Origin of the sequence: Bacillus sp. NH11B, from assembly GCF_001884205.1 — a bacterium.
In the GTDB taxonomy this organism is placed as follows: domain Bacteria; phylum Bacillota; class Bacilli; order Bacillales; family Bacillaceae_G; genus Bacillus_A; species Bacillus_A proteolyticus.
This window is the reverse complement of sequence record NZ_MAOG01000036.1, coordinates 68,111-90,341: the sequence shown is the minus strand read 5'-3', so window position 1 is coordinate 90,341 and position 22,231 is coordinate 68,111. Positions and strand designations below refer to the sequence as shown.

Genomic DNA, 22,231 nt, shown 5'->3' with positions numbered 1-22,231 from the left:
TATTTTACCGCTCTTTGAAGCTTGTTGCAAGTCTCCGGGCATAGCTCTATTCCTATATAAGGCTACATATTATTTATATTTTCTCCTTCAAAAGCTTCCACCATTCATAGCAAAAATTTCTTCTCTTCATCGAAATCTACCATATTTTTAAAAGCTTTGTATAAAAGCTTTTTTTTTTGCCCATTATAAAAATAGGAAGTTCATAAAAAGAAAGGGAGTTGAATCTATGAAAGTAAGACAAGATGCTTGGACAGACGAGGACGATTTATTACTTGCTGAAACGGTGCTTCGCCATGTTCGAGAAGGAAGTACTCAATTAAATGCATTTGAAGAAGTAGGAGATCAGTTAAACCGCACATCCGCTGCTTGTGGTTTCCGCTGGAACGCTGTCGTTCGTTATAGTTATGAGCAGGCTCTTCAACTAGCAAAAAAACACCGTAAAGATAAAATGCGTGCTGCGAGCGGTGAACAAGCGAAAAAACGTTTACTTTATACACCAACAGCCTCAGGATCAATAACTGATTACGAGGAACTAATGCCAAACGAAACAGCTGTCCAATATAAAGAAGCTAGTCCATATCAAGAACCGACTGTTCCTACTTCAAAAAGTTCAATAACAATGCAAGATGTTATTTACTTTTTACAAACAGTTGGATCTTCAAATATAAAAGTAACAGCTCTTGAAAACGAGAATACGAGATTGAAACAAGAAATTAAAGCGCAAATACTCCGAAATGAAGAACTAGAGAAGAAACTAGAAAAATTAGAGCAACAATCTCATACTGTACAAGAAGATTACGAAACACTTATGAATATCATGAACCGCGCTCGCAAATTGGCAGTAATGGATGATGAGGAACGCTCACAAACATCTTTCCGAATGGATCGAAATGGTAATTTAGAAAAAATTGCAGAATAAAAAGGATGCAGGCAATGCATCCTTTTTATTCTTTCACTTTATATCCGAGAAAACCCCTCATTTTTTGCTATAATAGAGATTGTCATTTTAAAGATAAGGGGTTAGTTATATGAGCAATTCCCGTTCAATTTTATCTCAGCCAGAGTGGCGTATTGTAGATCAGTCTAGTTTAGGACCGACATTCCATGCCTTGCAATCATTCGCAATGGATGACACATTATGCACAAGTATTGGGAATGGCGCATCCGCTGCAACAATGCGTTCTTGGGTTCATCACAATACAATTGTTCTCGGCATTCAAGATTCACGCCTACCACACTTAGAAGAAGGTATTTCCTTTTTAAAAGAAAACAACTTCAATGTTATCGTTCGTAATTCCGGTGGACTTGCGGTCGTACTTGATGAAGGTGTGTTAAACGTATCACTTTTATTCCAAGAAACAGAAAAAGGTATCGATATTGATCTTGGATACGATACAATGTGGCATTTAATTAAGGAAATGTTAAACGATTACGACGTTACAATCGAGGCAAAAGAAATTGTTGGTTCTTATTGTCCTGGTAGCTATGATTTAAGTATTCGCGACCAAAAATTCGCAGGTATTTCTCAGCGCCGTATTCGCGGTGGGGTTGCTGTACAAATTTACTTATGTGCTACAGGAAGCGGATCGGAACGCGCTGCGCTTGTTCGCGACTTTTACAATGTAGCAATTCAAGGCGAAGAAACACGCTTCACGTACCCTGAAATTGTACCGAGTACGATGGCCTCACTCTCAGAATTACTTGGTGAAACAATTACAGTACAAAATTTAATGATGCGTCTTTTAAAAACATTACAGCAATTCGCTCCAAAGTTAACACCATCTCAATTAACAATAGATGAGATTCCTTTATATGAGACGAATTTGCAACGTATTATTGATCGTAATAATAAAGCACTTGGTTTAGAAAAATAAAAAAGACCACCCGCATTTCAAAAGAAATAGGGTGGTCTTTTTTCATATTAATTCATTATAGAATTAAAGTGCTTGAGCTGCTGTAATTAAAGCTAACTTGTACACTTCTTCTTCGTTACATCCACGAGATAGGTCATTTACAGGCATGTTTAAACCTTGTAAGATTGGTCCTACTGCTTCGAAGTTACCTAAGCGTTGAGCGATTTTGTAGCCGATATTACCAGCTTCTAGGCTTGGGAATACGAATACGTTAGCATCACCTTTAATTGTAGAACCTGGAGCTTTCTTCTCAGCTACAGATGGTACGAATGCAGCATCGAATTGGAATTCTCCATCTAAAGTTAATTCAGGAGCCATTTCTTTCGCAATGCGAGTTGCTTCCACAACTTTTTCTGTTTCTGGAGATTTCGCAGAACCTTTTGTAGAGAAGCTTAACATAGCAACGCGTGGGTCAATGCCGAATAGTTCAGCAGTTTTCGCACTTTCGATACCAATTTCAGCTAAATCTTGGCTGTTTGGTGCAATGTTAATTGCGCAATCAGCGAATACATACTTCTCTTCTTCACGTACCATGATGAATACGCCTGAAGTTTTTGTAACGCCTGGTTTTGTTTTAATAATTTGAAGTGCTGGACGAACTGTATCAGCTGTAGAGTGAGCTGCACCACTTACTAAACCTTGTGCTTTGCCCATGTATACAAGCATTGTACCGAAGTAGTTTTCGTCTTTAAGGATTTTGCGAGCATCTTCTTCTGTTGCTTTACCTTTACGGCGTTCAACGAAAGTTGCTACCATTGCATCCATTTCTTCGTATGTAGCTGGGTCGTAAATATCAACGCCCGCTAATGTTAAGTCCATGCTAGCAGCTTTCGCGCTAATTTCTTCTTTATTACCAACTAAGATTGGTTTTACTAACTCTTCTTTTGCTAAACGCTCTGCAGCGCCTAAAATTCTTTCATCAGTTCCTTCAGGAAGTACGATAGAAATGCCTTTTCCTTGAACTTTTTCTTTTACTGCTGTAAATAAGTTGCTCACGAATAAACCCTCCTACATATGTTAAAAAAACTCTATCTTTAAGAATACTGCTTTTCCTCTATATTTTAAACTTATAGCTCCCAAAAAATAGATAAAATAAAAATGATTATATTTTCATAAAATTCAGCCGAAAAATAAAGCCTACTTAATCCTTATTTTCTCCCGTTTTTGAGTAAATATAAATGTGACAATTTTATGCGCCGAAACTTTATGTAGATGTTTTTAACCCTATATATGCTATAGTTAACGTGTAAAATATCATTAACTGAGGTGAATAGAATGAGTGAAGCAACAACAACGTTAGATGGCTGGTATTGTTTACATGATTTACGTTCTATTGATTGGGCAGCATGGAAAACATTATCTAGTGACGAACGCGGACAAGCTGTGTCTGAATTTTTAAATGTCATTGAAAAATGGAACGAAGTAGCTGCTGCGAAAAAAGGCAGTCACGCAATGTATACAGTTGTTGGCCAAAAAGCAGATATTATGCTTATGATCTTACGTCCAACAATGGAAGAATTAAATGAAATTGAGACAGAATTAAATAAAACAACATTAGCTGAATATTTAGTTCCCGCATACTCTTACGTATCTGTTGTTGAACTAAGCAACTACCTTCCAGCTGATGAAGATCCATACCAAAATCCACAAATCTTAGTTCGCTTATATCCTGAGTTACCAAAAGCAAATCATATTTGCTTCTATCCAATGGACAAGCGTCGCCAAGGTGATGACAACTGGTACATGCTTCCTATGGAAGAACGTAAAAAAATGATGTACAGTCACAGTAAAATCGGTCGCCAATACGCAGGGAAAGTACGCCAAGTAATTTCAGGATCAGTCGGATTCGACGATTTTGAGTGGGGCGTAACATTATTCGCTGACGATGTTCTTCAATTTAAGAAGCTTATATATGAAATGCGCTTCGATGAAGTAAGTGCTCGTTACGGTGAATTCGGTACATTCTTCGTTGGGAACATTTTACCAGACGAAAAAGTAGAGAAATTTTTACACATATAATAATAAAAAAGGAACGAATTTCGTTCCTTTTTTATTATCCTCTATATTTACCCACCAAAAACTTCTTTTCTCTGCAAATTTGAACAAAAATCGACAAATTCTTTTCAAATTTCTTGTAAGATTGTAACCTTTTTACATCCAAATTTATGCTAAAATGGTACGAGCTATATGCTAATAACGATGCGAAGGTGATAATGTATATGAAGAAAATCTTGTCTATTTTACTAGTGTTTCTATTGTCAATTTCTTCCTTAGAAGTAACAACATCCCATGCAGAAGAAAAAATACATATAGAGGCAGCTGCTGCACTTCTATTTGATGCAGATACAGGAAAAATACTGCATGAACAAAATCCAGATGAATTACTAGCTATCGCTAGTATGTCAAAATTAATTGTTGTTTATGCCGTATTAGAAGCAATTAAAGAAGGAAAAATCACTTGGGATACGAAAGTAAACATTTCTGATTACGCTTATGAAGTTTCACGTAATAATGAATTCTCTAACGTACCGTTCGAAAAGGGACGCCAATATACTGTGAGAGAATTATATCATTCTATCGTTATCTTCTCTGCGAATGGATCTAGTATTGCTTTAGCAGAATTACTTGCAGGCAGTGAGAAAAACTTCTTAAATCTTGCAAATGAACATGCAAAAAAACTAGGGTTAAAGAAATATAAATTTGTAAACGCTACTGGGTTGAATAACGCTGATTTAAAAGGGAAACATCCTGAAGGAACTGATCCGAATGGAGAAAACTCTATGTCAGCTCGCGATATGGGTATTCTTTCAAAAACAATTATTACAAAGTATCCAGAAATGCTAGAGGATACAAAACAAAGATTTAGAAACTTCCCAGATAATCATCCGAAACCAATTCGTATGGAAAATTGGAACTGGATGTTACCAGGTGCTGCTTTCTCTTATGAAGGAGCGGATGGTTTAAAAACAGGAAGTTCTGATACCGCTGGATATGGATTCACTATTACAGCAAAACGCGGTGATTTACGCCTTATTTCAGTTATTATTAAAACGAAATCAATGGACGAACGTTTCACAGAATCTCGCGCATTAATTGAATACGGGTTTAATAACTTCGAAAAACAGAAATTAAAAATAGATAAAAATAACAAAATTTCTGTAGTAAAAGGAAAAGAAGACTACGTAACAGTTGTACCAGAAAAAGAAGTGACAGTAGTTACTGCAAAAGGTAGCAAAGCACCTTACAAAATTTCTACTGAAGCGGATAAATCACTCGCTGAAGATGGACATTTAGTTGCTCCTATTAAGAAAGATGCAAAGGTCGGTTCCATCGTTTTAGAACCAACTGATAAATACGGATTTTTAGATGGAAATAAAAGTATGAAAGTTGCTGCAAAAACGACAGAAGAAGTAGAAAAAGCAAATTGGTTCGTATTAACAATGCGTTCCGTTGGTGATTTCTTCTCAAATTTATGGTCTAAAATGTTCTAATGAAAAAGCTAGCCCACGCTAGCTTTTTTTCTTTCCCCCTCTAAATGTAAAACTTCGTTTGGTTGTCATATCTGAGTCCTTTTTCTCATACGTATGAACTAGTAATTGTTCCACACTTCATCTAGAAATAACCTCTTTCCAAAAGGTATTCCAAAAAGAGAGGTGACACATAATGGGTGTTATTGCTTATAACGAGGAAGATGTAAAGTTATTAGCTAGACTGATGCGTGCTGAAGCCGAAGGAGAAGGGCAACAAGGAATGTTGATGGTCGGAAACGTTGGGGTAAATCGTGTCCGCGGAAATTGTTTAGATTTTAAAAAAATACGTAATTTACGTCAAATGGTTTATCAAAATCCTGGTGGTTTTGAGGCAACGCAAAAAGGGTATTTTTATCAACGAGCAAGGGAACAAGATATCGCCTTAGCAAGACGAACCATTCAAGGGCAACGTTTTTGGCCTGCCAACTTTTCCTTATGGTTTTTTAGACCTGAAGGCCCTTGCCCACCAACTTGGTATGACCAACAAAATTCTGGCCGCTTTAAAAAACACTGTTTCTTCCAACCATCTGGTGAGGATTGTCCTGGCGTATATTAAGGAATGAAAATGAGGAGGGATTTTTGAATGGCACAGCAACAAAACCCATACTACGGAACAGGTTTTTATCAACCATCTGGAACTTATGTGCAACCGCAACAAATGACTCCTGGGCAACAGCAACAGCAACAAGCGATGCAACAACAAGTTGCTCAGGCTCAGCTTGCAGTTTCTCAAGGGATGTTACCACTAGAGCAATCGTATATCGAAAACATCCTTCGTTTAAACAAGGGTAAGCCAGCTACAGTTGTAATGACTTATGAACGTGGTAGTTCGCTTGGTACACAATCTTATACAGGGATCATCGAGGCAGCTGGCCGTGATCATATCGTTATTAGTGAACCGAAATCCGGAAAACGCTACTTGCTACTAATGATTTACTTAGATTATGTAGAATTCCCAGGAGAAATTACGTATTTACCTAGTCAACAAGCAACTTATCCTCCAAGACCATAAAAAAAGCTGGCTCCTGCCAGCTTTTGTTTTTTATAATCCTTTTACAACTGCAGTTCCTACTAGAATCCAAGCCACAATAAATGCCACACCACCAAGAGGTGTAATTGGGCCAAAGAACTTAATACCTGTCGTACTTAATGCATACAAACTGCCTGAGAACATAATAATCCCAGCTACCATTAGCCAACCAGCAGTAGTTAAAAGTGATGATTGAATCTTATCCATCAATAAAGCTACTACAAATAGTCCACCCGCATGAAACATTTGATATGTAACGCCTGTTTTCCAAACTTCTAACATTTTTGCAGAAATTTTATTTTCTAAACCGTGTGCTCCAAAGGCTCCTAACGCAACAGATAGCCCCGCTGCAATACAACCTAGTAAAAAGAAAATTTTCATCTTAATTCCCCTTTTTTACTTTTATCATAAGCAATTTTTTCATATAAGCCAAACGATTTTGCTTTTAAAAATCCAATAGAGAGTTACCATTTGCATCATCTTCTTTTATATATACTGGCTCTCCAGAAATCGGCATAACTGGTTGAACTGTTGTCATAGGCTGAGATCCGATTATTTGTGATTGAACCTGTGGCTCTCTATACGTATGCGATTCAACTTGTTCATCTAATAATAAATCACATAATGCTCGCACAACTAATAAATGTTCTTTAGACTTTTGCCCTTCACTACTTTTTGCCTTTGCAATTTCATTCGCCATTTTATTTAAAACCTTGTCGCTAGATATTTGCATTCCTTATCACCTCGTACTTTGTAATTCTTTCTCAAATTGCCCCAGTTTCTGTACTGAACCAAATACTATTATCATATCACGTTCTCGCAGTTTTTCCTGCCCCGTTGGATTATGAATAATATTTCCATTCCTTAAAATAGCTAAAATTGTTACATCAAACTGATTTCTTACATCGCTCTCTAATAATGATTTACCAACTAATATAGAATCTTTGCCAACTAAAATTTCTTCAATAACAAATGACTGTTCTACTCCATATAAAACTGTATCAATATAATTAACTGTTAATGGATTCGCAATACCTTTTGCAATATGAATTCCTGCCATACTAGACGGATTAATAACCTTATTCGCGCCAGCACGCCGTAACTTCTCTTCTGTTTCTGGCTTTTCAGCTCTTGCTACAATTTTAATTGCATCGTTCAATCCTCTTGCTGTTAATGTAATAAATACATTTTCAGCATCATTTGCTACGATAGCAACTAGACCAGCCGCCTTTGAAATTCCCGCGTTATGTAATACGTGATCTTCCGTTGCATCTCCATTTACATATAAAAGCTTTTCCTGTTCGAATATACTTTCATCTTTATCCACAACGACAAATGGAATTTTCTTCTCCTGTAATTCATGTACAACTTGAAGTCCTACTCTACCACACCCACATACTATAATATGATTTTGTAACTGTGCTATTTGTTTATCCATCTTCTTCCTCCGCACTGCATGAAATAAATTCCCTTCAATAATCATAGCTGCTACTACCCCTATTGCATACGTAACGATACCGACGCCAACAGGGATAATAAGAAGTGCAAATAATTTCCCCGCCTGCGTTACAGGAACGGCATCTCCGTATCCAACAGTTAATACAGTAATCATTGTCATCCAAAATGCTTGAAATAAACTAATCTCTTCAATTGTCATAAATCCTAATGTTCCTAGAAGTACAACAGAGGTCATACATATAACTGCTATCCATAATTGCTTGCGTGCATTCATATCGTGTTTCAACTCTTTTCTCTATCTACATTCTTTGCCAGTGGAAATGAAATACGTATATACTAGATATGGAATCTATGAAAGAGGTTGATATAATGAAGATATTTCTTTCCGCCTTACAATGGGCACTATTTATTTTAGCTGGAAGCCTTATTGTACCAATTAGTGTCGCAACTAGTTATGGTCTCGATGGTGCTGAAGCTATCGCATTTGTACAAAGAACATTATTTGTTCTTGGCTTTGCCGGCCTACTGCAAGCTATATTTGGTCATAAACTTCCTATTCAAGAAGGTCCTGCAGGCCTTTGGTGGGGAATTTTCTCCCTTTATGCAAGTTTAGGTGTCGTATTATTTGGATCAAGCAATGAAACGCTTAAAGTTCTTCAGTACGCTTTCCTATTAAGTGGAATTATTTGTATTATTCTTAGTGTGTTTGGACTTATCGATAAACTAGTTCGTTACTTTACACCGACAGTAATTGGAACATATTTATTCCTTCTTGTCGCACAACTTAGTGGCTCCTTCTTAAAAGGCATGTTTGGTCTTGATGGACAACATACAGAAGTACAGGCTAACGTATTTATTCTTTCACTCATTGTTATTTTACTATCTTTTTTCATTATGAAGCTACCTATTATTGGACAATATTCCGTTCTTTTCAGTATCGTCTTCGGCTGGATATTATTCGCATGCTTCGGATTATCTAATCCAGTAACACCTGTGACAGATATAATTCGTCTTCCATCTCTATTTGTTTTCGGCATGCCTCGCATTGAATGGAACATGGCAATTACAGTAATTTTCGTCACACTACTACTTCTAACAAATATGTTAGCAAGTATTCGCGTTGTACAAAAGGTTGTTTCTAAGTATGAAGAAGATGCCGCTCCAAATCGCTTCAAACAAGCTGGCATTATAACAGGAATAAATCAATTACTAGGCGGCCTATTTTCAGCCATTGGTCCTGTTGCCATTTCTGGATCAGCAGGATTTATCGCAACGACAAATATTTATAAACGCCTTCCATTTATGTTAGGGTCAAGCTTTATCATTCTTGTTAGTATATTCCCAAAGATTACTTCATTCTTTGCAGCAATCCCCGTTGCAGTTGGGTATGCTGCGATTTATCCTGTATTTGCAAGCATGATTGGTCTCGCTTTTCGCGAATATAACACTGTACAAAATAAAGAACAATTATTTAAAGTAGCAGGTCTTTCAATATTTACAGGAGTGGGAGTTATGTTCATTCCGGCAGGAGCATTTTCTACGCTACCACCATTTTTAGCATCATTTTTAAGTAACGGTCTCGTTCTTGGGTCTGTTATGGCTATTTTGCTGGAAATACTATTTTCTCGTTCGAATGAAAAACAACTATCGTAAATTGGAAAACTTCCATTATTGCACTCTACCTTTAGAGTTGTTACGATAATGATAAAGTGAAACTTTAATCAGTGGGGGTTTTGTTCATCCCCCACTGATTATTAGTTGAACCAATCGGGCGTTTACGGGCAGTTGATCTCCCACCTAACTTCTTTGCTCCAGCTGAATTTTGAGGTGGGAGTCTTACTGCCCACAAATAGCGGGATAAATTATCATGGGCAACACGCTCATGATAATTTATACTAACAATGCAGAACCTTTCTTATCTTCATGCAAAGAGGTTCGATGTCTTACTATATATATTCCCCAATATCTTCATAAAAATTTATTTCTATTCCAACAAAGAAAGGAATTTTCTATATGACTTATAAAATGATTGTTTTAGATTTAGATGATACTTTATTACGCGATGACCATACCATTTCACCTCGTACGAAAGAGGCTTTAATGACAGCACAAGAGCAGGGGGTCAAGGTCGTACTTGCTTCAGGGCGTCCAACGTTTGGTATGCGCAACGTCGCAAAAGAACTTCGTTTAGAAGAATACGGCAGCTTCATTCTATCTTTTAACGGCGCAAAAATTATTAACTGTAAAACAAACGAAGAAATCTTTAGTAGTACGCTATCTCCTGAAATCGTTCACAACCTATTTGAAATTAGTAAAACTGAAGGTGTATGGGTTCATACTTATATTGGCGATGATATCGTAACAGAAGAAAATAATCCATACACTGGAATTGAAGGCGAAATTACTGGTATGCCAATTGTTGTAGTAGATGATTTTAAAGCCGCTGTAACAGAGCCTGTAGTAAAAGTATTAATGAATAAAGAAGCTGAACGTCTTGTTGAAGTAGAAAAGAAACTACAAAAACAACTAGAAGGCCAATTAAGCGTTATGCGTTCAAAACCTTTCTTCTTAGAATTTACTGAATATGGTGTTACAAAAGGAACAAGCCTAAACCAACTAATCCAAAAACTTGGTATTAAGCGTGAAGAAGTTATCGCAATGGGTGATAGCTATAACGACCAAGCAATGATTGAATTTGCTGGCCTTGGCGTTGCAATGGGCAATGCACCAGATGATATTAAAGAAATTGCGAACTACGTGACAGACACAAATATGAACGATGGTGTTGCAAAAGTTGTAGAGAAATTTGTTTTAAAAACGGAAGTACTTGTTTAATATTTTCATTCATAAAACCTATTTGAAGTCAAATACTTCAAATAGGTTTTTATTTAAATTACAACGCTTTTGTGACTATATTTTGAACTTTGCACTATTCTCGTAGTGTAAACTTTCTTTTTGTATATAATGGAACAAAATAGACTATTTTATTTTGAAAAAGAATACAAATTTACTATAAACAAGCATTCATTAAAGGAGGCTACTTCATGTTATCTACACCAATCGGACGATTACGAGCAATCGGACTAGTTGAGGGGATTTCTTTCCTATTACTATTATTTGTAGCAATGCCATTAAAATATTTCGCAGGATTTGCAACAGCCGTTAAAATTACAGGTATGGCTCACGGAGTTCTATTTATACTATTTATCTTTGCGGTAATTCAAGTAACAATCGTACACCGTAAATCAATTTTATGGGCACTTGGCGCACTTGCTGCATCAGTTATCCCATTTGGTACTTTTGTACTAGATGCAAAACTAAAAAATGAACAATAATAAAAAGGTAGTTAACAATTGTTAGCTACCTTTTTGCGTTCATATATTCGGAATTTGCCAATCGATTTCTTTTTCATCCATGTTAGATAGAATCTCATTTACTTTAGAGTATGGCTTACTACCAAAGAAACCTCGTCTTGCTGATAGTGGGCTTGGGTGGACAGATTCAATAATATGGTGATTCGTATTCGTAATTAACTTTTTCTTCGCCTGAGCATGGCGGCCCCACAATATGAAAATAACTGGCTTTTCACGTTCATTTAATAGCTCAATTACGTGATCTGTGAAATGCTCCCATCCTTTTCCTTTATGAGAGTTTGCTTCACCTTGTCGAACTGTTAATACAGTATTTAATAATAAAACTCCTTGCTCCGCCCACTTCACTAAATAACCGTTATTCGGAATTTCATAACCATATTCATCTCGAAGTTCTTTATACATATTTAACAATGACGGTGGTGTTTTAATACCAGGTTGTACAGAAAAGCTTAAACCATGCGCTTGATTCGGTCCATGATATGGATCCTGTCCTAAAATGACAACCTTTGTATTTTCATAACTTGTATACCGAAGAGCGTTAAAAATATCTTCTACCTTTGGATAAACAACATGTGTACTGTACTCTTCTTTCAAAAAATTAGCTAGCGTATGATAATATTCTTTCTCAAATTCGGGTGCCACTAATGGCCCCCAATCATTATTTAAAACTGTTTCCATGCTTTCACTTCCTGTCCAATTAATTCACCATATCCTGCTTTGTAAATACTACAAACGAAATAATAAGGGAAACAACTGCCCAAATCGTTAAATTCATTAAAGAAAATCCCATCGATAGCCCTTGTAATGCAGGTAATTTTCCTGATAAATAATCCGTTAACGTTAAGTTCACACTAAAAATATATTTCGCACCTTCCCAAGATGTTGCGAATGAGCTTAAAATGCCTCCTGCAATTAATGCGGCTAGCATAACGCCCATACCAGCTGGTGTATTACGAATTAAAACAGAGACCATAAATGATATAGTTCCGACGACGATAGCAACAAACCAAGCTAATCCATACGCCATTAAGATGTATTGCCACTGCGGAATAAGATGTACAAAATTCGTATTTAATGTCTCCTTATCAATGACGAACCCTGTTAAAACAGGCAAGTTCCATCCAGAGTATCCAAATACAAGCCCGGATAATACGTAAGCAAACAAACCTACAAGAAGCAGTATGAGTGAAATGAAAAATAACATCGTCACGTACTTACTAAGAAGTATTTTCCAGCGCCGGATCGGCCGCGTAAGTAACATCTTCATCGTCCCATCACTCCGTTCTCCTGAAACAATATCAATAGCGACAATCATTACAAGAAGCGGAATAAACAATGTAATTCCTTGCTCAATAAATGCTCTTACAAAAGTCGGTGCGCCCGGTGCCATCGGGTTAATATCATGATCTAAATAATATTGTTGTTGCTCCACTCTTACCTTTAGCCAATCACGCCATTCTTCTGGCAATCTAGAGTTGTTCAAACGGTTCTGTGAATCAACAATTTGTTGTTGTAATGAAACTTTCCAATCCGTTGTACCGAGTCTTTTTTGCGTCGTTTCTATTTCACGATACTGAGCATACACGAAAAGTGGGATCAAGATTGCTAAAATAAGCATGACAACAAAAATACGTTTCTTACGATAAATTTTCTCCGATTCATTTAAAACTAGATTCGCAAATTCACGCATGCTGCTCACCCCTTGTGAGTTCAATAAATAAATCTTCTAGCGTAAATACCAGTTCCTTAACGCTATGCACATCTATCCCATTTTCTACAAAGAGTTTATTCCAACTACTTATAGATGCAATATCCATGCGGCATAGTAATCGGTCATCTTCTATACTCACTTCCCTTACTTCCTCAGCCAATTCAAGCATATTTTTCGCCTTAGAGATCGGTGTAACAATCCATTCTACACGATCACTTGCTGTTTTAATTAACTCTTCAATAGGTGCAACTGTTATCATTTTTCCTTTATGAATAATAGCAACACGATCGCATATCATTTGTACTTCACTTAGCAAGTGACTTGAAATAAACACACTCATATTTTCTTCTTTCACAAGCTTATGTATAAATTCCCTAAGTTCTCTAATTCCAGCTGGATCTAAACCATTTGTTGGCTCATCTAATATGAGCAATTTGGGATTTCCAAGAAGCGCCTGGGCAATTCCAAGGCGCTGTTTCATACCGAGTGAGTATGTTTTTACCTTGTCGTGAATTCTTTCATCCAAATGAACCATTTGAGCAATTTCAAAAATACGTTCATCTGATATACCACCTAGCATACGAGCAAATTGTTTTAAATTTTCCCATCCAGTTAAATATGTATACAGTTCTGGGTTTTCAACGATACTCCCTATTTGACGCATCGCTTCTCTGAAATTTTCCTTAATAGAATAACCACCTATAGAAATCGTACCTTCTGTTTCTTTAATCAATCCAACTAACATTCGAATTGTAGTCGTTTTTCCGGCACCATTTGGCCCTAGGAAGCCAAACACTTCCCCTTGTTTTACATCGAAGGAAATATTCTCTACAATTGTCTTCTTTCCAATTACCTTCTTCACGTCTCGTACAGAAAGTATCGTCGTCATTTTACCCCTCCTTGTTCTAGTTTTAATTTACTCGCAACATTTTGAACCAATCGGTCCGCCATATATGTATACCCTCCTTCATTCGGATGGAAATGATCGGAGTATAATAAATCTTTTCCACGGTTTTGGAATAAATCAAATGTCGGTGTAATATACACATTTTTATTATTTATCGCCAATTTTTCTAAAGATGCATTCCAATCTACAACAATGTTTGAAGACCCTTTTAAATCTTCTACATCTTCAAAAGGATTATATAAACCTAGCCAAAAAATTGGGCTGTCTGTATTTAACTTACGAATTTCTTCTATTATTTTCTTCGCTTCATTTTGGAACGTCGCTGTATCAGGACGGTATGTTTCTAAATCTATCTTTCCAAGCGATTCCCAGCCTGGAAATAAATCATTTCCTCCAATTGTTAAAACGATTACATCCGCTTGCTTAATTGAATATTGAGCGCCACTACTCTCAATTTGTTTTAATAAGTCAGGCATTTTCGCACCACTAACAGCTAAGTTTGTTAATGCAATCTTTTGCTTATAATCTTTTTGTAAATCCTCTTTCATACGCCCAATATAGCCAATTCCTTCTTTATCACCAACACCGCGTGTTAATGAATCACCTAAACTAACGACTTGCAATGTTCCGGTTTTCTTTTTCTCTTTTGCTACTACATCCGTTTTCTTAATTAAACTTGAAGCTTTCGGATTTAATACATCATTTACACCTGAAACAAAGCCATATGCAAATAAACAGAAAGATGCAATTGTAATGAGTAGAATTACTTTTACTACTTTTGATCTCATATCAAAACCCCTTTTAGCCCTCATAGATTGTCCATAATTATACCAAACGCAATTTTGAAAAGCGATTTTCACACCTTATCTATTATGTTGTTTCCCTTTGTACTAATTCTGGCAATAACTCCACGTGCTTTACATCTATTTGCTCATCATTAATCTTTTCATATAATAATTCAAATGCCTTCACACCAACATTTTTACTACAATATGAAATCGTCGTAATGCCTAAAATGTCTGCCACATCTTGATCATCACAACCGATAATCGTAATATCTTCTGGAATACGAATTCCTTGTTTTTTCGCCTCCGTTACCATTCCCGCCGCAATATGGTTGCAAGATACAAGAAACGCAGTTGGTTTTACTGACATAGAGGCCCATTCCCTAATTACATTACGCCCATCTTCCACCGTAAAACAGCCTTTAAACTTCCAGGCCTCTATCGGTGTTACAGCCATCTGTTGAAGCGAATCTTCATATGCTTGTTTTCTCCTTTGGCTATTAATGCTATTACTTCTTCCAATGCAATACCCAATACTTGTATGGCCCGCATCTATTAAGCTCTTCATACCGCGCGAAAACACTTTATAATAATCAATATGCACACTCGAAATTAAATTCGAATCTATTTCTTCACACATAACAATTGGACCTAATTTCGTATATTCTTCAAGCTTTTCCTTACTATTTGCCCGCGAACATATAATAACCCCATCAAGCTTTTTCATTTTTAACATATTCAAAATTTCTAATTCTCTTTCCCCACTATAATTCGTCTGACAAAGCATCATATTATAATTATTTTTTGCTGTTTCCTTTGATATTCCCTCGATAATAGCGCTATAATATTGATCATTTACGTGCGGCAATAAAACACCAATGACATTCGTTTTTCCTTTCACTAAATGAATTGCATTCACATTTTGCGTATAATTCAATTCTTCTATAATTGCTAAAATTTCTTTTCGTTTCTGTTCATTCACATATGGATGATTATTCAGTACACGTGAAACAGTTGAAACAGACACCCCAGCAAGTTCAGCAATCTTTCTTATATTTGTCATCTCATTTTCCCCTTCTCACAAAAATTCTCCCTTGACCTGGTAAGCTTTCCACAATATATCCTTTCTTAGCAAATACATTTTGAAAGGATATACAACTATGCTTCGATTCAAATTAGAATATATATTTTTCATTGGTGGTTTACTCATTCTCGCCATCGGCATTAATATGATGACGACAATTACTTCCTTTGGACTTAGCCCTTATGATTCCTTCTTTATTGCACTATATCAAAATTTCGGCATAAGTATCGGTTTTTGGATTTTCATGATTAACTTTGTTTTTACCCTAATCGTACTCTTTTGGGACAAAAAACAAATTACAATCGGCACAATTGTAACGATGATTCTTATTTCTCTTTTTGTTGATTGGGTTGGTTCTATTACGACTATTATGGACGCTATCCGCTCTCTTCCAAAATATATAACACTTATTTGCGGAAATCTATTCGTCGGAGCCGGAATTGGTCTTTACGTCTCTACTAACCTTTGCGCAGCACCTCAAGAGGCTTTCGTTTTAACTGTTGCTGAGAAAAAGAAGTGGACATTTAGAAGAACAGAAATTTCATTAGCTTTTTTATTTTTAACATTAAGCTTCTTATTAGATGGGCCAATCTATTTTGGAACAATTATCTTATCCTTTACAACAGGTTGGATTATTCAAGCATTTATTCAAGTTGGTACGCAGATTTTAAATAGAAAAAAACCTATTAAGCAAGCCGCTTAATAGGTTTTTTCATTTTATCCCGCTATTTGCGGGTAGTAAAACTCCAACCTCAAAATCCAGCGAATGCAAAGAAGTTAGGTGGGAGATAACTGCCCCTAAATGCACGATTGGTGAAGACAAATAATCAGTGGGGGATGGACAAAACCCCCACTGATTAAAGTTTCACTTTATGATAAGAGATACTACTTAGCATCTCCTTCAATTCGATAGTTTGCTTTCAAACAATCTATTTCTTCATACGATTGCAATGTATGTAGAATGTACTCGTAATCCGCAAGAGAAGCACGATGCGTTACAATTACAATTTCTGCTTTCCCTTTCTCTTCAAGCGGCATTTGAATAATCTTTTCAAAGCTAACACCACGCTCAGAGAACAATGATGTAATTTTTGCAAATACACCAATTTCGTCTTTTACATGAAATCTTAAAAACTTTTTCACAACAATTTCATCTGGCTCTTTTAATACTTTTTCATACTGAGGAGATACCGCACTATTTCCGTTTACACCTAACCTAATATTTTGCATTACAGCAACTAGATCTGACACAACAGCTGTCGCTGTCGGTAAGCTTCCTGCTCCCGGTCCATAAAACATCGTTTCTCCTACCGCTTCTCCATACACATAGACAGCATTATATTCATTTTGTACTGCCGCAAGAGGATGTGTATTTGGAAGTAACGTTGGTTCAACTGTAACCTCTAATTTTTCACCATCTCGCTTTGCAAGACCAATTAATTTAATTGTATAACCTAAGCTCTTACTATATTCAATATCTTCTGCTGTAATAGAAGTAATTCCCTTTACCTTCACATCTCCAAGCTCTACATTTGTAGAGAAACCGAGAGTAGCCAAAATCGTCATTTTCCTTGCTGCATCTAAACCTTCTACGTCTGATGTTGGATCTGCTTCTGCAAATCCAAGCTGCTGAGCTTCTTTTAACACGTCGTTATATGCTCTCCCTTCATCTGACATTTTCGTCAAAATAAAATTTGTCGTTCCATTTACAATTCCCATTACTTTCGTAATAAGATCTGAAGAAAGTCCTTCTACTATGCTGCGTAAAATCGGAATTCCTCCGGCTACACTTGCTTCATAAAACAGATCAGCTTTATTATCCTTTGCTACCGCTAATAATTCCGCTCCGTGTAACGCCATTAAATCTTTATTTGCAGTCACAACGTGCTTCCCACTTTGTAAAGCTTGTAAAATATATGCTTTTGCATCATTAATGCCACCCATTACTTCGATGACAACATCAATATTAGGATTATCTAAAATTTCATTCGCATCTTGTGTTAATAGAGTAGAAGATACTTCGACCTCCCTCTCCTTCTCAATGTTTTGCACCAACACTTTCGTTACTTTCACTGGACAACCTACTTGGTGTATGAGTCGTTCTTGATGATCTGTAATAATACGAACTACACCGCTACCAACTGTCCCAAGACCTAATAAACCAACTTGAATTTCTTTCATAATACTGCCCACCCCTCAAAAATTGTGTTTAGATGAAATTATATGAGTAAAAAATCTGAAAAACAATGTATTTTGAAGATTCGGAAAAATAAAGAGTAATCTTTACAAAGAAAACGTTGCCACGTGTTACACAATCTTTTTTTACAATACATAAGGGGTTTCTTGATACACGTAATAATTCAACCAATTAGAGAATAATAAATTCCCATGACTCCTCCACCTAACAAGCGGTTTCTCATTTGGATTATTATGCTTAAAATAATTTTTTGGCACATCAATATTTAACCCTTTTTGACGATCTCGTTCGTATTCTTCTTTTAACGTATCACAACTATATTCGCTATGACCGAGTGCGAAAACTTGCCTTCCCTCTTGCCCAATAACAAGGTGAACACCAGCTTCTTCAGAGTTTGCTAACAATGTTAATTCTTTTACCCTTCTAATATCACTCTCTCGTACTTCTGTATGACGAGAGTGCGGGGCAAAAAACAACTCATCAAAGCCTTGTAACAATTTCACATGTTGTTCAAGGACCTCATGTTCAAATACACCAAACATTTTTTCCTTAAGAGGATACTTTGGAACGCCATAATGATGATACAAACCAGCCTGTGCCCCCCAGCAAATATGAAGCGTAGATGTTACATTCGTTTTTGAATACTCCATAATACTTTTAAGCTCTTCCCAATAATCTACTTCTTCAAAAGAAAGAGTTTCAACTGGTGCTCCTGTAATAATGAGCCCATCAAATCTTTCATTTTCAATATCACGAAACGTTTTATAAAAGCTTGTTAAATGGTCCTGCGCTACATTACGAGACAGATGTGATTCCATATGAAGCAAATGGACATCTAATTGCAACGGTGTATTTCCAATTAATCGAAGTAATTGTGCCTCTGTGTCTTGCTTCGTTGGCATTAAATTTAATATGGCAATTTTCAATGCCCGGATATCTTGTGTTTCTGCTCGTTCCTTCGTCATTACAAAAATATTTTCTTTTTGCAATACTTTACGAGCTGGTAAATCTTTATCAATTATGATCGGCATGTTGTTTGCCTCCGATTAATGCCGCTTCTAAATCTGCAATAATATCAGAAACATCTTCTATACCAACCGATAAACGAATTAAATCAGATGTAACACCAGCTAAACGCTGATCTTCAGCACTTAATTGTCTATGCGTCGTACTAGCAGGATGTATAACACAAGTTCTTGCATCAGCTACATGCGTTACAAGAGTCGCTAGTTTTACATTTGCAATAAATTCTTTTGCTGCTTCTAATCCACCTTTAATACCGAAAGTTAAAACTCCACTAGCACCTTTTTTCAAATACTTTTGTGCTAACGAGTAATTTTCATTACTATCTAACCCCGGATAATTCACCCATTCAATACGTTCATGGTTAGCAAGCCACTTGGCAACTGCGAGAGCATTTTCGCTATGACGTTCCATTCGTAAATGCAGTGTTTCTAAGCCAATATTGCTAATATACGCATTGAATGGGCTCATACAGTTTCCATAGTCTCTTAATAATTGAACGCGCGCTTTCACAATATAAGCTACCGCTCCAAAATTTTGTACATAACTTACGCCGTGATAACTCGGATCAGGTTCGACAAGCTCAGGATATTTTCCATTTGTCCAATCAAAGTTTCCTCCGTCAATTACAATGCCACCTAAAGAGCTTGCATGACCATCAATATATTTCGTCGTAGAATGAACAATAATATTTGCTCCATGTTCGAACGCTTGGCATAAATAAGGAGTCGCTAATGTATTATCAACGATAAAAGGTACTTCTAATTCTTTTGCTGCCGCTGAAAGTTCTTTGAAATTCAAAACGTTCATTGCTGGATTTCCTAGCGATTCTGCATAAACGAGTTTTGTCTTATCATTAGCAAGTGCCGCAATTTCATCTGCTGTTAAATTTGGATTAAAGAACGTAACATCAATGCCAAGCTTACGTAAACTTACTCCAAATAAATTAAATGTTCCCCCGTAAACTGTTGAAGAACAAAGAAGATGATCTCCACTACTACAAATATTTAAAACTGCCAGCATAATGGCCGCCTGCCCAGAAGCTGTCGCAACAGCCCCCACACCGCCTTCTAAATCTGATAACTTTTGCTCAAATGCAGCTAAAGTAGGATTTCCAATACGCGTATATATATATCCTTCTGCCTCTAAATTAAATAGTGCCGCTAAATCATCCGAGGTATCGTATTTATATGTTGTACTTTGATAAAGTGGCAAAACACGCGGTTCACCATTCTTTGGCGTATAGCCACCTTGCACACAAATTGTTCCTTTTCCCCATGATTCTCCCATCTCTCATTCTCCTTTCTTTTATACAAAATAAAAAACTGCCCCTTTCCTGAAAACAAGAAAGGAGCAGTTTGAAAACACGCTCTAAAGGCTCTTTCTTATCTCTCAGGATTATTACCTGCAGGATTTGGCACAATTCCGTTATACGGCTGTTGCCAAGGTTTCATCGGGCCTGTCCCTCCACCTTTTCTTGATAAGACTATGCAATTACCGTTGATTTTATAGCAATAATTTCCTGATGTCAATTGTTTTTTCTGAATGTTCTAAATCAAATTCGTGAACTTTAATATAAACAACAAAAGAAATATATTCCATATTCATTTAAAAAAGACCTTTTAAAAACCTCGATCAATATATAGAATTAAATAAGTAGTTTAAGCGTATAGGTTCAAGATTCTCAAGAGACTCCATTATATTGAATAAGCCAGCCTCTCAAAAAGATACTATATATATTCAATCCATTTCACACTAGCATATTTAATCCTTTCTATATTAAAACTTACATAACGGAGGTATAACATGAAAAATAAAAAGGACATGCACTATATACTCGTCCTATATGGCATTCTTTTAGGCTCTATAGTAGGGGCTACAGTTTGGTTATTTTTAGTTACGCTAAATATCGGAATCCACTTTATTTGGGGATATTTACCTAACGTTTTCTCTTCTCCCCCTTATTACACTCTTTGTGTAACAATCATCGGCGGTATCCTCGTTGGTTTAACACAAAAATACTTCGGTACATATCCACGTCTTATGCCAGAAGTAATGGGTGAATATAAAAAAACAGGTAGAATTGAATACCGTTTTGTACATAAAGCTACTTTAACTGCGCTTATTGTTTTAATATTTGGAGCTAGTCTAGGTCCAGAGGCCGCACTTGTTGGAATTATCGGTGGACTTTGTACATGGGTAGGGGATCGCTTTAACTTCGCTTTAAAGGGAATGAACGAACTAACAGAAGTTGGAATTGGTGCCACTTTAAGCGTCATTTTTAACGCTCCATTATTCGGTTATTTAGCTCCGAATGAAAATGAGGGTGAACAAATTAATGGGTTTTCTAAAAGAAAAAAAGCAATTGTATATCTAACTACTACTTTTGCTGGTTTTTCCGTTTATTTATTGCTTAGTAAACTCGATAATCGTGGATCTTTTATTGTTGATTTTGGGGAAGGATCTCTTTCAATCAATGAATGGATCGCCTTTCTCCCTCTTGCTTGTATCGGTGCTATCGTCGGTTTCCTTTATTTCAAAGTAGAATTTACATTAGAGAAAATTATCCATCCTTTCCGCGAATACAAACTAACACTTGGAATTATAGGTGGGGTTTTATTAGGAATTGCGGGGACTTTTCTCCCATACACATTATTTTCTGGGGAACATCAATTAAAAGATTTAGTTGTTGAATGGAGCCATTTATCTTTTTGGGTATTACTTCTTTCAGGAGTTTTAAAATTATGTATTACCGCCGTTTGTTTAAATACAGGTTGGCGCGGTGGACATATCTTCCCAATTATATTTGCTGGATCAAGTATCGGATTCGCGATGGCTTCCATTCTTCCTATAGATCCAATAGCATCTGTGGCCATCGTAACAACAGCAATCTCAAGCTATGCGTTACGAAAGCCAATAGCTATAACCTTGTTATTACTTATGTTTTTCCCGCTCAATTTACTATTACCAATGCTTGGAGCGGCAGCGATTGGTAATGCATTTCCACTTCCAAAAAACAACGAAGCTACAAACGAATAAAAATAGGCAGTAGGGACAAAAGTTCCACTGCCTATTTTTATCCCGCTATTTGTGGGCAGTAAGACTCCCACCTCAAAATCCGGCGAGTGCGAGGGAGTTAGGTGGGAGATAATTGCCCGTAAAAGCCCGATTGGTGAAGGCTAATAATCAGTGGGGGATGGACAAAACCCCCACTGATTA

At 36.5% G+C, this 22,231-nt stretch carries 23 protein-coding genes and 1 riboswitch; of the genes, 11 read left to right on the top strand and 12 right to left on the bottom strand.

All coding sequences use genetic code 11. The annotated features are described in order from the left end of the window. Positions 1–226 precede the first annotated feature (226 nt). Positions 227–919, top strand: a complete 693-nt coding sequence (locus BAU27_RS07495) for an RsfA family transcriptional regulator (RefSeq protein WP_071744029.1) — start codon at positions 227–229, stop codon at positions 917–919. A gap of 109 nt (positions 920–1,028) precedes the next feature. Next, positions 1,029–1,874: an octanoyl-[GcvH]:protein N-octanoyltransferase gene (lipL, locus tag BAU27_RS07490; protein WP_071744028.1), complete on the top strand. Its 846-nt coding sequence runs from the start codon at positions 1,029–1,031 to the stop codon at positions 1,872–1,874. Positions 1,875–1,937: 63 nt separating this feature from the next. Here lipL and pta read toward each other — a convergent pair whose 3' ends face one another. Then, positions 1,938–2,909: a phosphate acetyltransferase gene (pta, locus tag BAU27_RS07485; RefSeq protein WP_071770543.1), complete on the bottom strand. Its 972-nt coding sequence runs from the start codon at positions 2,907–2,909 to the stop codon at positions 1,938–1,940. A 279-nt stretch (positions 2,910–3,188) separates the two neighbouring features. Here pta and hemQ point away from each other — a divergent pair, with 279 nt between their 5' ends. From hemQ to gerQ, 4 genes are all read left to right on the top strand, one after another. Continuing rightward, positions 3,189–3,932: a hydrogen peroxide-dependent heme synthase gene (hemQ, locus tag BAU27_RS07480; RefSeq protein WP_071770542.1), complete on the top strand. Its 744-nt coding sequence runs from the start codon at positions 3,189–3,191 to the stop codon at positions 3,930–3,932. A 194-nt stretch (positions 3,933–4,126) separates the two neighbouring features. Beyond that, positions 4,127–5,404 (top strand): serine hydrolase, encoded by a 1,278-nt coding sequence (locus tag BAU27_RS07475; protein WP_139254616.1) that lies wholly within the window; start codon positions 4,127–4,129, stop codon positions 5,402–5,404. 172 nt (positions 5,405–5,576) lie between these two features. Next, positions 5,577–5,999, top strand: a complete 423-nt coding sequence (cwlJ, locus tag BAU27_RS07470; protein ID WP_000538162.1) for a cell wall hydrolase CwlJ — start codon at positions 5,577–5,579, stop codon at positions 5,997–5,999. A 27-nt stretch (positions 6,000–6,026) separates the two neighbouring features. Then, on the top strand, positions 6,027–6,455 hold the full coding sequence (gene gerQ / locus BAU27_RS07465) for a spore coat protein GerQ (protein ID WP_071744024.1): 429 nt from the start codon (positions 6,027–6,029) through the stop codon (positions 6,453–6,455). Positions 6,456–6,485: 30 nt separating this feature from the next. Here gerQ and BAU27_RS07460 read toward each other — a convergent pair whose 3' ends face one another. From BAU27_RS07460 to BAU27_RS07450, 3 genes are all read right to left on the bottom strand, one after another. After that, complete coding sequence (locus BAU27_RS07460; protein ID WP_000688311.1) at positions 6,486–6,854, bottom strand: DUF423 domain-containing protein; 369 nt, start codon at positions 6,852–6,854, stop codon at positions 6,486–6,488. Between the two features lie 64 nt (positions 6,855–6,918). Then, positions 6,919–7,206 (bottom strand): YwdI family protein, encoded by a 288-nt coding sequence (locus BAU27_RS07455; protein ID WP_071744023.1) that lies wholly within the window; start codon positions 7,204–7,206, stop codon positions 6,919–6,921. 6 nt (positions 7,207–7,212) lie between these two features. After that, entirely contained in the window at positions 7,213–8,205 is a 993-nt protein-coding gene (locus BAU27_RS07450) for a potassium channel family protein (RefSeq protein WP_071770540.1), read from the bottom strand. 95 nt (positions 8,206–8,300) lie between these two features. Here BAU27_RS07450 and BAU27_RS07445 point away from each other — a divergent pair, with 95 nt between their 5' ends. From BAU27_RS07445 to BAU27_RS07430, 3 genes are all read left to right on the top strand, one after another. Then, complete coding sequence (locus tag BAU27_RS07445) at positions 8,301–9,584, top strand: purine/pyrimidine permease (RefSeq protein ID WP_071744021.1); 1,284 nt, start codon at positions 8,301–8,303, stop codon at positions 9,582–9,584. Positions 9,585–9,944: 360 nt separating this feature from the next. Continuing rightward, the gene (locus BAU27_RS07435; RefSeq protein ID WP_071770538.1) at positions 9,945–10,766 is read left to right on the top strand and encodes a Cof-type HAD-IIB family hydrolase; all 822 of its coding nucleotides are present in this window, start codon (positions 9,945–9,947) and stop codon (positions 10,764–10,766) included. A gap of 209 nt (positions 10,767–10,975) precedes the next feature. After that, the gene (locus tag BAU27_RS07430; RefSeq protein WP_071770537.1) at positions 10,976–11,266 is read left to right on the top strand and encodes a DUF3817 domain-containing protein; all 291 of its coding nucleotides are present in this window, start codon (positions 10,976–10,978) and stop codon (positions 11,264–11,266) included. Between the two features lie 39 nt (positions 11,267–11,305). Here BAU27_RS07430 and BAU27_RS07425 read toward each other — a convergent pair whose 3' ends face one another. From BAU27_RS07425 to BAU27_RS07405, 5 genes are read right to left on the bottom strand one after another with little or no spacing between them, the layout of a single operon-like run. Beyond that, positions 11,306–11,983, bottom strand: coding sequence for a uracil-DNA glycosylase (locus tag BAU27_RS07425; RefSeq protein ID WP_071770536.1), 678 nt, complete (start codon positions 11,981–11,983; stop codon positions 11,306–11,308). A gap of 19 nt (positions 11,984–12,002) precedes the next feature. Continuing rightward, entirely contained in the window at positions 12,003–12,995 is a 993-nt protein-coding gene (locus BAU27_RS07420; protein WP_071770535.1) for an ABC transporter permease subunit, read from the bottom strand. After that, positions 12,988–13,905, bottom strand: coding sequence for an ABC transporter ATP-binding protein (locus BAU27_RS07415; protein ID WP_071770534.1), 918 nt, complete (start codon positions 13,903–13,905; stop codon positions 12,988–12,990). The genes BAU27_RS07420 and BAU27_RS07415 overlap by 8 nt, the downstream gene beginning before the upstream one ends. Next, positions 13,902–14,783, bottom strand: a complete 882-nt coding sequence (locus tag BAU27_RS07410) for an SGNH/GDSL hydrolase family protein (RefSeq protein ID WP_139254615.1) — start codon at positions 14,781–14,783, stop codon at positions 13,902–13,904. The genes BAU27_RS07415 and BAU27_RS07410 overlap by 4 nt, the downstream gene beginning before the upstream one ends. 10 nt (positions 14,784–14,793) lie before the next feature. Then, the gene (locus BAU27_RS07405; protein WP_071770532.1) at positions 14,794–15,771 is read right to left on the bottom strand and encodes a LacI family DNA-binding transcriptional regulator; all 978 of its coding nucleotides are present in this window, start codon (positions 15,769–15,771) and stop codon (positions 14,794–14,796) included. Between the two features lie 97 nt (positions 15,772–15,868). On the opposite strand from BAU27_RS07405, the gene BAU27_RS07400 reads away from it, so the two are divergent. Beyond that, positions 15,869–16,495 (top strand): YczE/YyaS/YitT family protein, encoded by a 627-nt coding sequence (locus BAU27_RS07400; protein WP_071744015.1) that lies wholly within the window; start codon positions 15,869–15,871, stop codon positions 16,493–16,495. A gap of 182 nt (positions 16,496–16,677) precedes the next feature. Here BAU27_RS07400 and BAU27_RS07395 read toward each other — a convergent pair whose 3' ends face one another. From BAU27_RS07395 to BAU27_RS07385, 3 genes are all read right to left on the bottom strand, one after another. Continuing rightward, the gene (locus tag BAU27_RS07395; protein ID WP_071770531.1) at positions 16,678–17,973 is read right to left on the bottom strand and encodes a homoserine dehydrogenase; all 1,296 of its coding nucleotides are present in this window, start codon (positions 17,971–17,973) and stop codon (positions 16,678–16,680) included. Between the two features lie 141 nt (positions 17,974–18,114). Beyond that, positions 18,115–19,020, bottom strand: coding sequence for a homoserine O-acetyltransferase MetA (gene metA, locus BAU27_RS07390; protein ID WP_071744013.1), 906 nt, complete (start codon positions 19,018–19,020; stop codon positions 18,115–18,117). Beyond that, positions 19,004–20,302, bottom strand: a complete 1,299-nt coding sequence (locus tag BAU27_RS07385) for a bifunctional O-acetylhomoserine aminocarboxypropyltransferase/cysteine synthase (RefSeq protein WP_071770530.1) — start codon at positions 20,300–20,302, stop codon at positions 19,004–19,006. The genes metA and BAU27_RS07385 overlap by 17 nt, the downstream gene beginning before the upstream one ends. Positions 20,303–20,394: 92 nt before the next feature. Further along, a riboswitch (SAM riboswitch) is annotated at positions 20,395–20,499 on the bottom strand. A gap of 319 nt (positions 20,500–20,818) precedes the next feature. Between BAU27_RS07385 and BAU27_RS07380 the strand changes: the two genes are divergently transcribed. Beyond that, a complete protein-coding gene (locus tag BAU27_RS07380) occupies positions 20,819–22,051 on the top strand; it encodes a chloride channel protein (protein ID WP_071770529.1) in 1,233 nt (410 codons plus the stop codon). The last annotated feature ends 180 nt before the right edge of the window (positions 22,052–22,231 follow it).